General features: G+C 65.2%; 14 protein-coding genes. 4 read left to right on the top strand and 10 right to left on the bottom strand.

Features of this window, described 5'->3' with window-relative positions; genetic code table 11:
• Nucleotides 1-34: 34 nt before the first annotated feature.
• Nucleotides 35-907, bottom strand: coding sequence for a pirin family protein (locus BCEP18194_RS17780; protein ID WP_011352659.1), 873 nt, complete (start codon nt 905-907; stop codon nt 35-37).
• A 122-nt stretch (nt 908-1,029) separates the two neighbouring features.
• Between BCEP18194_RS17780 and BCEP18194_RS17775 the strand changes: the two genes are divergently transcribed.
• Nucleotides 1,030-2,004 (top strand): LysR family transcriptional regulator, encoded by a 975-nt coding sequence (locus tag BCEP18194_RS17775; protein ID WP_011352658.1) that lies wholly within the window; start codon nt 1,030-1,032, stop codon nt 2,002-2,004.
• Between the two features lie 382 nt (nt 2,005-2,386).
• Here BCEP18194_RS17775 and BCEP18194_RS17770 read toward each other — a convergent pair whose 3' ends face one another.
• The 9 genes from BCEP18194_RS17770 to BCEP18194_RS17730 form a co-directional block, all read right to left on the bottom strand.
• Entirely contained in the window at nt 2,387-2,815 is a 429-nt protein-coding gene (locus BCEP18194_RS17770; RefSeq protein ID WP_021163407.1) for an ExbD/TolR family protein, read from the bottom strand.
• Between the two features lie 13 nt (nt 2,816-2,828).
• Nucleotides 2,829-3,560 (bottom strand): MotA/TolQ/ExbB proton channel family protein, encoded by a 732-nt coding sequence (locus BCEP18194_RS17765; RefSeq protein WP_011352656.1) that lies wholly within the window; start codon nt 3,558-3,560, stop codon nt 2,829-2,831.
• A gap of 36 nt (nt 3,561-3,596) precedes the next feature.
• Nucleotides 3,597-4,328, bottom strand: coding sequence for an energy transducer TonB (locus tag BCEP18194_RS17760; RefSeq protein WP_011352655.1), 732 nt, complete (start codon nt 4,326-4,328; stop codon nt 3,597-3,599).
• A gap of 218 nt (nt 4,329-4,546) precedes the next feature.
• Nucleotides 4,547-4,783 carry a (2Fe-2S)-binding protein gene (locus BCEP18194_RS17755; protein ID WP_011352654.1) on the bottom strand — a complete coding sequence of 79 codons (237 nt, stop codon included), beginning with the start codon at nt 4,781-4,783 and terminating at the stop codon, nt 4,547-4,549.
• Nucleotides 4,784-4,933: 150 nt separating this feature from the next.
• Nucleotides 4,934-5,794, bottom strand: a complete 861-nt coding sequence (gene murI, locus BCEP18194_RS17750; RefSeq protein ID WP_011352653.1) for a glutamate racemase — start codon at nt 5,792-5,794, stop codon at nt 4,934-4,936.
• 39 nt (nt 5,795-5,833) lie between these two features.
• Nucleotides 5,834-6,310 (bottom strand): bacterioferritin, encoded by a 477-nt coding sequence (gene bfr / locus BCEP18194_RS17745; protein ID WP_011352652.1) that lies wholly within the window; start codon nt 6,308-6,310, stop codon nt 5,834-5,836.
• Between the two features lie 194 nt (nt 6,311-6,504).
• Nucleotides 6,505-8,028 carry a fumarate hydratase gene (locus tag BCEP18194_RS17740; protein ID WP_011352651.1) on the bottom strand — a complete coding sequence of 508 codons (1,524 nt, stop codon included), beginning with the start codon at nt 8,026-8,028 and terminating at the stop codon, nt 6,505-6,507.
• A gap of 34 nt (nt 8,029-8,062) precedes the next feature.
• Nucleotides 8,063-8,686 carry a TIGR00645 family protein gene (locus BCEP18194_RS17735; RefSeq protein WP_011352650.1) on the bottom strand — a complete coding sequence of 208 codons (624 nt, stop codon included), beginning with the start codon at nt 8,684-8,686 and terminating at the stop codon, nt 8,063-8,065.
• Nucleotides 8,687-8,799: 113 nt separating this feature from the next.
• Nucleotides 8,800-9,693, bottom strand: a complete 894-nt coding sequence (locus BCEP18194_RS17730; RefSeq protein ID WP_011352649.1) for a DMT family transporter — start codon at nt 9,691-9,693, stop codon at nt 8,800-8,802.
• 313 nt (nt 9,694-10,006) lie between these two features.
• Between BCEP18194_RS17730 and acs the strand changes: the two genes are divergently transcribed.
• The 3 genes from acs (at nt 10,007) to BCEP18194_RS17715 (ending at nt 14,437) form a co-directional block, all read left to right on the top strand.
• A complete protein-coding gene (gene acs, locus BCEP18194_RS17725; RefSeq protein ID WP_011352648.1) occupies nt 10,007-11,989 on the top strand; it encodes an acetate--CoA ligase in 1,983 nt (660 codons plus the stop codon).
• Nucleotides 11,990-12,073: 84 nt separating this feature from the next.
• A complete protein-coding gene (locus BCEP18194_RS17720; RefSeq protein ID WP_011352647.1) occupies nt 12,074-12,418 on the top strand; it encodes a DUF4212 domain-containing protein in 345 nt (114 codons plus the stop codon).
• Between the two features lie 3 nt (nt 12,419-12,421).
• A complete protein-coding gene (locus tag BCEP18194_RS17715; protein WP_011352646.1) occupies nt 12,422-14,437 on the top strand; it encodes a sodium:solute symporter family protein in 2,016 nt (671 codons plus the stop codon).
• Nucleotides 14,438-14,457: the final 20 nt, after the last annotated feature.

Raw genomic sequence — 14,457 nt, 5'->3', positions numbered from 1 at the left:
GCAGTTTCGCGGCACCTGCGCGCCCGTCCGGGCGTCATGCTTCGATGCGACCCATGCGACCGGTCTGGTAGTCGACGACCGCCTGCCGGATCTCTTCCTCGGTGTTCATCACGAACGGGCCGTAGCGGACGATCGGCTCGTTGAGCGGCACGCCGCCGATCAGCAGCAGGTCGAGCGGCGTGTCGCCGGCGGAGAACGTGACCGTGTCGCCGTCGTCGCAGTACACGACCATGTGCCGTGCGTCGACCGCCTGCCTGGCGGGCCCGTAGAGGCCCGTTCCGTCGATCGGATAGGCGAACACACGATAGCCTGCCGGGACGGTCTGCGTGACCGTTGCACCGGGCTGCAGCGTGAAATGCTGGTAGAGGATCGGTGTGCGCGTTTCGATCGCGGCGCGGACGCCGAACGCTTCGCCGGCGATCACGCGTACGCGCGCGCGGCCGTCCGGCGACGTCGCGGTCGGGACGCGGTCGGCAGGGATCTCCTGGTAGCGCGGCGCGATCAGCTTGTCGCGGCGCGGCAGGTTGACCCACAGCTGGAAGCCGTGGGAGCGGCCGCCCGTCTGCGCGAATTCAGGATCGGGCATTTCGCTGTGCACGACGCCGGCGCCCGCCGTCATCCATTGCACGTCGCCCGGGCCGAGCGTGCCGGCATGGCCGGACGAGTCGCGATGGCGAAAGCGCCCGTCGAGTGCGTAGGTCACGGTCTCGAAGCCGCGATGCGGATGGTCGGGGGCGCCCTTGGCTTCGCCGGGTGCGTAGTCGACGGGGCCCATTTCGTCGAGCAGCAGGAACGGATCGAAATCCATCAGGAGCCGGGTCGGGAACGGGCGGTGAACCACGAAGCCGCCGCCTTCGGTCGTGCGAAGTGCGGGGTACGTGCGGTCAAGCGAGCGAGCGGTCGTCATGCGGATACCCTCGAAATGATCGGAATAGCGTTATTTTTGAAACATAGCGCTATTATATTGGGCGTTTTACCGTTCGATTCGCGACGGTTCGCAATGGATTGTTCTGAAAATGGAACGATGAGATGAATATCGATGCACATAACCTGAACGACCTCATGTACTTTTCGCAGGTCGTCGAACATGGCGGTTTCTCGGCCGCGGAGCGCGTGCTGGGCATCTCGAAATCGCGCCTGTCGCGGCGCCTGACCGAACTCGAGGCGGCGCTCGGCGTGCGCCTGCTGCAGCGCTCCACACGCAAGCTCGCGTTGACCGAGGCGGGGGAGCTGTTCTACCAGCATTGCCAGGCGATGCTGGCCGAAGCGCAGGCGGCGATGAACGCAGTCCAGCAGCTGCGCTCGTCGCCGCGCGGCTCGGTGCGCGTCAGCGTGCCCGTGACGCTGTCGCAGACGATGCTGTCGCGCATCCTGCCCGAATTCCTGCGTCGCTATCCCGAGGTGAAGGTGCACGTCCGCGTGACGAATCGCGTGATCGACCTGTTCGAGGATTCGATCGACGTCGCGCTGCGCGTGCGCTCGGAGCCGCCGCAGAACGCGAACATCGTCGTGCGGCCGCTGTGGCGCACCGAGCAGATGCTGGTCGGCGCGCCGAGCCTGCTGAGCCAGAATGCGCCGCCGCTGGTACCGGACGACCTGAGCGGATTCGAAACGCTCGATACACCGAGCGTCGACGGGCGACACGTGTTCAACCTGATCGCGCCGGACGGCACGCGTCACGTGCACGAGCACGACCCGCGGCTCGTGACGGCCGACCTGATGACGATCCGTGAAGCCGTGCTCGATGGCCTCGGCATCGCGGCACTGCCGGAGATGATGTACGGCAACGCGCTGCGCGCGGGGCAACTGTCGCCAGTGATGCCGGGCTGGACGCTGCCGGTGCCGCAACTGTACGCGGTGTTCGTGTCGCGGCAGGGGATGCCGCCCGCGGTGCGTGCGTTCGTCGACTATCTGGTCGAGAAGCTCGACCACGGCGCCTACAAGGATCCGGGGTGCCCGGAACGGGCGAAGAAGGAAGCGGCGGCCGATGTTTCGGCGACCTGAACACGACACGCACGGCGAGGCAAATTTGTTTTGTCATTGAAGCGTCGCCTGCAATCGCAAGTTTCAATCGCCGGAACCTTGAATGCGCGTGCGCGCGGGCCTATATTGAAATCCCATTTCGTGAAGGAAGTTCTGAGCGAAATCAGGTGGCCGCATATATTGTGAGCCAGATAGGGCAGAACGCGCAGTCCGTGCAGACCACGGCAGAGTCGCATTTGCGTTGCTCGAGGCGCAACCGATACCGCCAAAGAGCCCGCCGCCCGAAGGCGCCCGCGTGCGCATGAAAAAAGGCCTTCATCTGGCGATGAAGGCCTTTTACTTTGTGTGCGGCCGGCTAGGCGCGGCCGGCTAGGTGCGGCCTGCGCGTCGAATGGCGCGTGCGTTACTTCGCTTTCGCGGTCGGCTCCGTCACGAAGCCGAGCTTCGTCAGCCCGCCTGCCTGCGCATCCGACATCACTTCCGCGACGTGTTCGTACGCGACCTTGCGGTCCGCACGCAGGTGCAACTCCGGTTGCGGCGTGCGTTTTGCCGCTTCCGCGATGCGTTCCTGCAATTGTTCGCGCGTGACCGTGTGGTCGTCCCACAGGATCGTGCCGTCACCCTGGATCGCGACGTCGACCGTCTGCGGCTTTTCGTCGACGGGCTGGCTGCTGGCGTGCGGCAGGTCGATCTTCACCGCATGCTGCATCGCCGGGATCGTCACGAGGAAAATGATCAGGAGTACGAGCATGACGTCGACGAGCGGCGTCATGTTGATCTCGCTCATCACTGCATCGTCGTCATCGTCGCTGAAACCGGTGTTCATTGCCATGGTTCACCCCGTCTCAGCTGGCGCGCGTCGCGAGACGCAGGCCGTCGCGCGTCGACGACGAGGCAAGGCTCGCGCCCGTCACGAAGTACGCATGCAGACCGTGTGCGAAGCGACGCAGCTTGCTGACGATACCCTTGTTCGCGCGGGTGAGTGCGTTGTAGCCGAGCACGGCCGGGATCGCGACGAACAGGCCGAACGCGGTCATGATCAGCGATTCGCCGACCGGGCCCGCGACCTGGTCGATCGACGTCTGGCCGGATGCGCCGATCGCGAGCAGTGCGTGGTAGATCCCCCAGACCGTACCGAACAGGCCGACGAACGGCGCCGTGCTGCCGATCGACGCGAGGATCGCGAGGCCGCTCTGCATGCGCGAGATGCCTTCGTCCATCGTGTCCTTCAGGCAGCGCGTGACCCAGTCCGACACGTCCATGCGGTCGTGCAGGTGCGGCTGAGTCTGATGGTGGTGATCGGCGGCTTCCTTGCCCGACAGCGCGAGCGCGAGGAACGGGTTGTCGTTCGGCGTCGATGCGGCGAGCCCGAGCTTCTTGATGCCGTCGTCGAAATCGTCCGAATGCCAGAATGCCTGTTCGGCGTTCTTCGTCAGGCGGTTCAGGCGGATCACGTTCCAGCCCTTGATGACGATCACGATCCACGACAGGACCGACATCACGAGCAGCGTGATCGCGATGGCGCGCGTGACGAAATCACCTTGCGCCCAGACGTGCGCGATACCGTAGCTTTGCATTTTCTTATTTCCTTTGAATCTACCGAATATGACGGGTTAGTCGTCAAGCGTGAAGTTGAAGGGCAGCGTATGGGCGGCGCGGATCGCCTGGCCGTTCTCGAGATACGGCGGGCAGGTGCTGGCGCGCGTCGCCTCGAGTGCGGCTTCATCGAGACGCGGGTAGCCGCTGCTCTTCTGAAGCTGGACGCTTTCGATCTTGCCCGTCACGCCGATGATGAAGTGAACATAGGCCGTGCCCGTTTCGCCGCGACGGCGCGACATCGACGGATAGGTCGGCTTGACGAAATTGCAGGTGAGCGCCGACACGTTCTTCGGCGCGCTGACCTGCATCGTCTCGCGCGCCGGGCCGGGGGCTGCAGCCGGTGCAGCAGGCGCCGGCGCGGCGGGGGCCGGTGTCGGATCGGCAACGGCCGGCGCGGGTGTCGGCGACGGTGCCTGCGAGACCGGCTTAGGCGTCAGGACTGCTTTCTGCACCGGCTTCGGCTCGACCTTCGGCTTCACGCGCGGCGTGAGCTTGGGCGGCGTAGGCTGCTGCGCGGCCGACTGGACCGCGACGGGCTGGGCAGGGGGCGCAGGCGGAATGAGCTGCGCGGTGATCGACTGAACCTCGATCTCCTTCGGCGGCGGCGGCGCGTTGCGATGGAGCCAGGCGGCCGTCAGCATGATCGCGTGTGCGGCAAGCACACCGACCGCGACGACGATCACTCGGGGATTCATACGTGGTGCAGCCGGCACGGCGCCGGCAGGAGCGAGATGCGAAGCCTGCATGTTAGCTTGAAAGAACGATGTCGCACCCGGGGCGCGGCGGGTGAATCGGCATCACTTGCGGAAGATCAGCAGCGAGATGCAAACGGTGGTCACAAATCCGATCAGCAATTCCATGACAGGCTCCTTGGCAGGTAAGCCGCTGGCTCGCGCAGACGGTGGCTTGCTGACGGTCAAAACAAAAAATGCGGCCTGGGCCGCATGCGCACACTCGGCGCCGGTCAGGCGGCCTTGCGTTCGTAGAACGTGACCGGGATCGGGTGAGCATGATGCTCGACACCGCACTGGCTCGCGCAGACGCCTTGTTCGGCCATGAGGTCGCGTACGGACTCCTCGCACTTGCCGCAGCACGTGGCCACGCCGAGCTCGAACTGGAGTTCATCGAAAGAGTTCACGCCCTCTGCGAGGGACGCGCGAATCTTGCGATCGGAAACAGACTTGCACACGCAGACGATCATGATGAGTTGCGATAGCTAACGGTAATGCGAATTATTATCATTAAATTTGCGGACGTTGACAAGCCTGGGGCGGGCTTTTTTTAAGGTCATCGGACCCTTGAAACGTCGAGGGGGTGGATCGGCACGCGGAGCAGGGCGTGCCGGCCCGTGTCAGGCGGTCGCGCAGGCGCGCGCGTTCGGCGAGGAAATGGTGACGGATTCGACCGGCGCAGCGAGGCCGAGCAGCGTCGACGCGAGCGCCTGCAGTTGGCGACCGTCGCTAGTCGAGCAGAAGCGGGGCGGTGCCGCGCGCGTGCCGGCCGGTGCGCGCAGGTGGCGCTCGTCGAGCACCCGCACGAGCTGGCGCGCGATCGCGTCGCTGGTGTCGACGAGCGTCAGGCGATCGCCCACAAGGTCACGAATCGTTTCCGTGAAGAACGGGTAATGCGTGCAGCCGAGTACCAGCGTATCGGCGCCGTCGTCGAGCATCGGTTGCAGGTAGCTGTCGAGCAACGCGCGCAAGGCGGGCGAATTCGTGTCGCCGCGCTCGATGGCCTCGACGAGCCCGTGGCCGGGCTGGCAGATGAAGCGGCGGCCGGCGCCGTAGCGGTCGAGCAGCGCCTGGAAGCGCGGACTGTTCAGCGTCGACTGCGTGGCCAGGACGCCCGCGACGCCGCTCGCGGACACGGCGGCGGCCGGCTTGATGCCCGGCTCGACGCCGACGAGCGGCATCGACAGGTGTTCGCGGGTCGCGGCGATCGCGCGTGCGGTTGCGGTATTGCAGGCGATGACGAGCGCTTTCGCTCCTTCGCGGGCCAGCCACTCGCCGATTGCCAGCGTGCGTTCCGTAATGAACGCCTCATCGCGCGGACCATACGGCGCATGGTGCGAATCGGCGACGTAGATGAACGATTCGTCGGGCAGCTGCGCGCGCACGGCGCGCAGCACCGACAGGCCGCCCAGCCCTGAATCGAAGATGCCGATGGGGGCGACGGTCGAAGCCGTCGCTGCAATAACGGAAGATGTCGACATGAACGGGCTGGGGGCGATAACGGGAAGCGTGGAGTGAGTTTACTCCGGCGACCCCATCATCGTTTGCTGGTAGTTCTGCAGGCCGACCTTGCCGATCAGGTCGATCTGCGTTTCCAGCCAGTCGATGTGCTCTTCGGTGTCGTCGAGGATCTTTTCGAAGATCTCGCGCGACACGTAGTCACGAACCGATTCGCAGTAGGCGATCGCTTCCTTGCAGGTGGACTGCGAGATCTGCTCGAGCTTCAGGTCGCACTTCAGGATCTCTTCGGTTTCCTCGCCGACGAGCAGCTTGTGCAGATCCTGCAGGTTCGGCAGGCCGTCGAGCATGAATACGCGCTCGATCAGCCAGTCGGCGTGCTTCATTTCGCCGATCGACTCGTCGTACTCGTGCTTGCCGAGCTTCTCGAGGCCCCAGTGCTTGTACATGCGCGCATGCAGGAAGTACTGGTTGATCGCCGTGAGTTCATTCTTCAACTGGGCGTTCAGATATTCGATGACTTTCTTGTCGCCTTGCATGGCTTGTTCCTTGTTCAGTGGGGCTTCAGAAACCGAAAGATAATCGCTCGAACGAGAAAAGCCAAGCCTCAAAACCTTGTCGGGCCTGCTTTTTGCGTGTAATGAGAATCAGCCTTGAATGACCGACGAAACACGAAAATGAGAATGAGAAGTAAAAAGGCCGGACTTGCGTCCGGCCTTTCGTTCGATCGCGCTTAAGCGGCTGCGACCGGGATCTTGCCGATCTTCGCCTGCCACTCCTTCGGACCGGTCTGGTGCACCGACGTGCCCGACGAATCGACAGCCACCGTCACCGGCATGTCCTGCACGTCGAACTCGTAGATCGCTTCCATGCCGAGGTCTTCGAATGCGAGCACCTTCGCGCCGCGGATCGCCTTCGACACGAGGTAAGCCGCCCCGCCGACCGCCATCAGGTAGGCCGCCTTGTGCTTCTTGATCGCTTCGATCGCGACCGGGCCGCGCTCGGCCTTGCCGACCATCGAGATCAGGCCGGTTTGCGCGAGCATCGTCTCGGTGAACTTGTCCATGCGCGTGGCCGTCGTCGGGCCTGCCGGGCCGACCACTTCGTCGCGGACCGGATCGACCGGGCCGACGTAGTAGATCACGCGGTTCGTGAAGTCGACCGGCAGCTTCTCGCCCTTCGCGAGCATGTCGGCGATACGCTTGTGCGCGGCGTCGCGGCCGGTGAGCATCTTGCCCGACAGCAGCAGCGTCTGGCCCGGCGCCCAGCTTGCAACTTCCTCCGGCGTCAGCGTGTTCAGGTCGACGCGCTTGCTGGTTTCGGTATTCGGTTCCCAGTTGACCTTCGGCCACGCGTCGAGCGACGGTGCTTCAAGCTTGGCCGGGCCCGAGCCGTCGAGCACGAAGTGCGCGTGGCGCGTTGCTGCGCAGTTCGGGATCAGCGCGACCGGCTTCGACGCCGCGTGCGTCGGTGCGGCCATGATCTTCACGTCGAGCACGGTTGCCAGGCCGCCGAGGCCCTGTGCGCCGATGCCGAGCGCGTTGACCTTCTCGTGCAGTTCGACGCGCAGTTCCTCGACCCAGTCCTTCGGACCGCGTGCGATGATTTCCTGGATGTCGATCGGCTCCATCAGCGATTCCTTCGCCATCAGCATCGCCTTTTCAGCGGTGCCGCCGATGCCGATCCCGAGCATGCCGGGCGGGCACCAGCCCGCACCCATCGTCGGGACCGTCTTCAGCACCCAGTCGACGATCGAGTCGGACGGGTTCAGCATCACGAACTTCGACTTGTTCTCCGAGCCGCCGCCCTTCGCCGCAACCTGCACGTCGACCTTGTCGCCCGGCACGATCTCGTAGTGGATCACGGCCGGCGTGTTGTCCTTCGTGTTCTTGCGGGCGCCTTCCGGCGGATTGACGATCGACGCGCGCAGTACGTTGTCCGGGTGCGTGTAACCGCGGCGCACGCCTTCGTTGATCATGTCGGTCAGGCCCATCGTCGCGCCGTCCCAGCGCACGTCCATGCCGACCTTCACGAAGATCGTGACGATGCCGGTGTCCTGGCAGATCGGGCGCTTGCCTTCCGCGCACATGCGGCTGTTCGTGAGGATCTGCGCGATCGCATCCTTCGCGGCCGGGCTTTCTTCCAGCTCGTACGCGCGGCCGAGGGCCTGGATGTAGTCGAGCGGATGGTAGTAGCTGATGTACTGCAGCGAATCCGCGATGCTCTGGATCAGGTCTTCCTGTTTGATGACGGTCATGGCTGAGACTCTGTGGGGACTGTGGGGAATGCGTTTATGCGTTGACGGCTGCTTCGGCCGGCTTGCGTGGCTCGTTCGCCGCAGGCGCGTGCGCGTCGCGGGCGTGCTGCTCGTGGAAATGGGCCGGGTGCGTGTGCGTCGTCAGGCGGTCGACCCACGCCATCACGAGCGCCGACACCAGGAACGACACGTGGATGATCACCTGCCACATGATCGCGTGCATCGTGTGCTGGTCGGGGTTGATGAACGTCTTCAGCAGGTGGATCGACGAAATGCTGATCAGCGCCATCGACAGCTTGACCTTCAGCACGCCCGCGTTCACGTGGTCGAGCCACTCGGGCTCGTCGGGGTGGCCCTCGATGCCGAGCCGCGACACGAACGTTTCGTAGCCGCCGACGATCACCATGATCAGCAGGTTCGAGATCATCACCACGTCGATCAGGCCGAGCACCGCGAGCATCACGCTGATTTCGTCGAGGCTCGTCGCATGCGACAGCAGGTGCCAGACTTCCTTCAGGAACAGGAACACATAGACGGCCTGCGCAACGATCAGGCCGAGGTAAAGCGGAACCTGGAGCCAGCGGCTCATGAAAATCAGCGCGGGAAGCGGGCGAAGCGGGCGACGCGCGGGGCGGCCGGGCGAATGCGGGGCAGACATGGTGAAAAGTCGGGCGCGGTGCGCAGGTATCGGGGGTAATCTTGAAAAGGCGCGCTATTGTAACGCGTCGGCCAGCGCGACTGCAGTGACGCGCCGGCCCTGCCAGGGACGGATCAGGAGGCGGCAGCCGGCACGCGTTTCACGCGCAGGCTCGCGAGCACGATGCCGGTGACGACGCACGCGAGCGCGATGCCGTGGGCGAGCGTCGGGCGCTCGCCGAGGAATGCGATGCCGTACGCGGCGGCCGCGACCGGCAGCACCGCGCTGAACACGCCGGCGAGGCTGCCCGGCACGTGCCGGATGCCTTTCATCCACAGCCAGAACGAGAAGATGCTGGCCGACAAGCCATACCAGACGACGAGCGCCCAGGTGCCGGCCGGCACGCTCGCGTAATCGAAATGCCACATGGCCGTCGCGCCGAGCGGCAGCATCAGGCACAGGCCGAACAGGTGCGTGTACGCGCAGATGTCGATCGGCGCGAGCGTCTGCGTGAGGCGGCGCGACAGGATCACGTAGATCGATTCGCAGCACACCGCGCCGAGGATCAGCAGGTTGCCGGTCAGCGACGACGCGCCGTGCCCGGCCGCGCTCCCGTTCGCGAGGTTGATCGTCACGACGCCGGCGATCGCGAGTGCAATCGACACGAGCGCACGGCCGTTCGGTTTTTCACGCAGGATCAGCCACGCGAACAGCGCGACGATCGCCGGGATCGTGCTGGTGATCACGCCGGCGGCGACCGCGCTCGTGCGCTGCACGCCGTTCAGCATCAGCAGCGTAAACATGAAGGTGCCGAAGAACGCCTGCAGGAACAGGTTCAGCCATTCGCCGCGCTTGACCGTGCGCATCTTCACCGGGCTGAACAACGGCCACAGCACGGCAATTGCGATCACGAAGCGCAGCGTGGCGAGGATGGCGACGGGAACGAAGACAACGATCGATTTACCGATACCGACATTGCTGCCGACGAACAGCATCGACAGCACGAGAAAGAAAGCGTAGCGATTCAAGCTGGAATCCGGAAGGCGAGTTCAGTTAGGATTGTAGGGTCGCGCTCGTTACAGCGTAAAGCTACAAGCGGGCGCCGCCCGACGGGCGAAACGGCCGTGCCGCGTAAGTGACGGGTAAGTTCAAGCGCTTATCGTGGAAACTGTCGGGTCGCCTGGTCGCCATTGTGCGACGTGGTGCGGCGCAGCATCGTGCAGCAGCCTTCGGGCGGTGCGCGGGTGGTAGGAGACAGCGGCGCGCTTGCGCCGGCCAAGACGCGCGGTGCGCACGATCGCGCCGCCATGCAGAGGATTCATGTTCACCAAGGGGTAGTCGATGTCTGCGATTGAATCGGTTCTTCACGAAACCCGTCAGTTTGCGCCGCCCGCGGCGCTCGAACAGGCGGCGACCATTTCCGGCATGCCGGCCTACCGTGCGCTCGCCGCCGAGGCCGAGAACGATTACGAAGGATTCTGGGCGCGTCTCGCGCGCGAGGGTCTTGCGTGGCACAAGCCGTTCACGAAAGTGCTCGACGAGTCCAACGCGCCGTTCTACAAGTGGTTCGAGGACGGCGAGCTGAACGCGTCGTACAACTGCCTCGACCGTCACGTCGAAGCCGGCAACGGCGAGCGCGTCGCGGTGATCTTCGAAGCCGACGACGGTACCGTCACGCGCGTCACCTATGCAGATCTCCTCGCGCGCGTATCGCGTTTCGCGAATGCATTGAAGAAGCGCGGGATCGGCAAGGGCGACCGCGTCGTCATCTATATCCCGATGTCGATCGAAGGCATCGTCGCGATGCAGGCCTGCGCGCGCATCGGCGCGACGCACTCGGTCGTGTTCGGCGGCTTCTCCGCGAAGTCGTTGAACGAGCGGCTCGTCGACGTCGGCGCAACGGCGCTCATCACGGCCGACGAACAGGCGCGCGGCGGCAAGACGCTGCCGCTGAAGAGCATCGCGGATGAAGCGATCGCGCTGGGCGGCTGCGAAGCCGTGAAGAGCGTGATCGTCTATCGCCGCACCGGCGGCAAGATCGACTGGCACGCCGAGCGCGACCTGTGGATGCACGAACTGACGGCCGGCGAATCGGACCAGTGCGAGCCGGAATGGGTCGGCGCCGAGCATCCGCTGTTCATCCTGTATACGTCGGGCTCGACCGGCAAGCCGAAGGGCGTGCAGCACAGCACGGGCGGCTACCTGCTGTGGGCCGCGCAGACGATGAAGTGGACCTTCGACTGGAAGCCCACCGACGTGTTCTGGTGCACGGCCGACATCGGCTGGGTCACGGGCCACACGTACATCACGTACGGCCCGCTCGCATGCGGCGGCACGCAGGTCGTGTTCGAAGGCGTGCCGACCTACCCGGACGCCGGCCGCTTCTGGAAGATGATCGGCGACCACAAGGTCACCGTGTTCTACACCGCGCCGACCGCGATCCGTTCGCTGATCAAGGCGGCCGAGGCCGACGACAAGGTGCATCCGAAGAGCTACGACCTGTCGAGCCTGCGCATCATCGGCACCGTCGGCGAGCCGATCAATCCGGAAGCATGGATGTGGTATCACAAGCACGTCGGCCAGGAGCGCTGCCCGATCGTCGACACGTGGTGGCAGACCGAGACGGGCGGCCACATGATCACGCCGCTGCCGGGCGCGACGCCGACCGTGCCCGGTTCGTGCACGCTGCCGTTGCCCGGCATCATGGCCGCGGTGGTCGATGAAACCGGCCAGGACGTGCCGAACGGGCAGGGCGGCATCCTCGTCGTCAAGCGTCCGTGGCCCGCGATGATCCGCACGATCTGGGGCGACCCGGAGCGTTTCAAGAAGAGTTACTACCCCGAGGAACTCGGCGGGCGGCTGTATCTGGCCGGCGACGGCACCGTGCGCGACAAGGACACCGGCTACTTCACGATCATGGGCCGGATCGACGATGTGCTGAACGTGTCGGGCCACCGGCTCGGCACGATGGAAATCGAATCGGCGCTGGTCTCGCACGAACTCGTGGCCGAGGCGGCTGTGGTCGGCCGTCCGGACGATACGACGGGCGAGGCGGTGGTCGCGTTCGTGGTGCTGAAGCGTTCGCGTCCGGAAGGCGAGGAAGCAGCGGCGCTGGCGAAGACGCTGCGCGACTGGGTCGGCAAGCAGATCGGGCCGATCGCGAAGCCGAAGGACATCCGCTTCGGCGACAACCTGCCGAAGACCCGCTCGGGCAAGATCATGCGGCGCCTGCTGCGTTCGCTCGCGAAGGGTGAAGCGATCACGCAGGACACGTCCACGCTCGAGAACCCGGCCATCCTCGATCAGCTCGCCGAAGTGCGCTGATCGGTACCGGTTGCGCATCTCGCGCACGAGCCCCTGCGCGGCAATCCCGATTGCCCGCGCAGGGGCTTTTTGTTACATAACGGCATGACCGTTCCGACCCGTCCCGCGCCTGCCGCACCGCCGCCCGTTCCCGAGCCGCTCGCGCGTGCCCACGCTCGCTACTGGCGCTTCAACGTCGCGCTGATCGCGGTGCTGATGGTGATCGGCTTTTCGGTGTCGTTCATCGTGCCGTTCTTCGCACCCGCGCTCGCAGGGATCCGCTTCGCCGGGTTCAGCCTGCCGTTCTACGTCGGTGCGCAGGGCGCGATTCTCGTGTATCTCGTGCTGATCGTCGTCTACATCGGCTTGATGCAACGCGCGGACCGGACGTTGCGCCGCGCATACGACGACCATGCGGCGCTTGCCGGCAACGCACGCGGCGGGCCCTGATTCATGCTGACGCATCGACTGATCCGCGCATACGCGCTCTACACGCTGGGGTTTCTCGGGTTCGTGCTGCTGATGTGGCGGATCGAGCGTGCCACCGGCTCCGGCGTCTGGATCGGCTACGTGTTCCTGTTCGTGCCGATTGCCGTGTATGCGGTGATCGGGCTGCTGTCGCGCACGTCCGATCTCGTCGAGTACTACGTGGCCGGGCGGCGCGTGCCGTCTGCCTTCAACGGAATGGCGACGGCGGCCGACTGGCTATCGGCCGCATCGTTCATTGGCCTGGCCGGATCGCTCTACTCGACCGGCTACGATGCACTCGCGTACGTGATGGGCTGGACGGGCGGGTTCTGCCTCGTCGCGTTCCTGCTCGCGCCTTATGTGCGCAAGCTCGCGCGCTACACGATTCCCGATTTTCTCGGTACGCGCTTTTCGAGCACAGCCGTGCGCGCACTGGCGGCCGGTGCGGCGATCCTGTGTTCGTTCGTGTACCTGGTCGCGCAGATCCAGGGGATTGGCCTGATCGCGACACGCTTCATCGGCGTCGATTTCGCGATCGGGATCTTCTGCGGGCTCGCGGGCATTCTCGTGTGCTCGTTTCTCGGCGGGATGCGCGCGGTCACGTGGACGCAGGTCGCGCAGTACATCATCCTGATCAGCGCGATCCTGATTCCGGTGTCGCTGATCGCGATGAAAAACGGGCTCGGCCCCGTGCCGCAGTTCAATTACGGCAAGCTGATGGAGCGGGTCGCGGCGCGTGAGGCGCAGGTGCGCGATGCCTTCGACGAGCAGCAGGTGCGCGACGCGTATCGCCGGCAAGCGGCGGATATCCAGACGCGGCTCGACCGGCTGCCGGCATCCTATGCGGACGCACGCCGCCATCTCACCGACCAACTGGCCGACCTGCGGCGCCACAACGGGCCGCTGCGCGAGATCAACCAGCGCGAGCGCGAGCTGGCCGACTTCCCGCGCGATCCGGCGGCGGCGCGCGTCGCGTGGACGCAGGCGCGCGACGATCTGCTGGCCCGTGCCGAGCCGCCCGTGCCGATGCACGAGCCGTTTCCCGCCGCGAGCGATGACGAACGCAAGCCGCGCGAGCGGAATTTCCTTGCACTACTGCTGTGCCTGTCGCTCGGCACCGCGAGCCTGCCGCACATCCTGACGCGCTACAACACGACCACGTCGGTTGCGTCGGCGCGGCGCTCGGTCGGGTGGACCTTGTTCTTCATCGCGCTGTTCTACCTGAGCGTGCCGGTGCTCGCGGTGCTGATCAAGTACGAGATCCTCGCGAACCTCGTCGGACGGCCGTTCGCCGAATTGCCGGCGTGGGTCACGCAATGGCATCACTTCGAACCCGACCTGATCAGCGTCGTCGAAGTGATTCGCGACGGCATCGTGCACTGGTCGGAAATCCAGATGCAGCCGGACATGGTCGTGCTGGCCGCGCCGGAGATCGCGGGGCTGCCGTATGTCGTGTCGGGGCTGATCGCGGCCGGTGCGCTTGCCGCGGCGCTGTCGACCGCGGACGGGCTGCTGCTGACGATCGCCAACGCGCTGTCGCACGACGTCTATTACTGCATGGTCGCGCCCGATGCATCGAGCCAGCGGCGCGTGACGATCTCGAAGGTGCTGCTGCTCGGCGTCGCCTTGTTCGCGTCGTATGTCGCGTCGCTCAATACCGGGAAGATCCTGTTTCTCGTCGGCGCCGCGTTCTCGCTGGCGGCCTCGAGCTTCTTTCCGGTGCTCGTGCTCGGCGTGTTCTGGAAGCGCACGACGACGCGCGGTGCAATCGCCGGGATGGTGACGGGGCTCGCGGTGTGCGTGTACTACATCGTGTCGACCTATCCGTTCTTCACGCAGCTGACGGGGTTCGCGGGGCGCACGTGGTTCGGGATCGAGTCGATCAGTTCGGGGGTGTTCGGGGTACCGGCGGGGTTCGCGGTGGCGATCGTCGTGAGTCTGCTTGATCGAAAGCCGGATGAATATACGCGGGCGCTGGTGGATTACATCCGGCATCCGTGACGCGGGTGTCGTTCGACACG

Source organism: Burkholderia lata (assembly GCF_000012945.1).
Classification (GTDB): Bacteria; Pseudomonadota; Gammaproteobacteria; order Burkholderiales; family Burkholderiaceae; genus Burkholderia; species Burkholderia lata.
The sequence above is the reverse complement of the archived record's forward strand: the minus strand, read 5'-3'. Positions and strand labels throughout refer to the sequence as shown.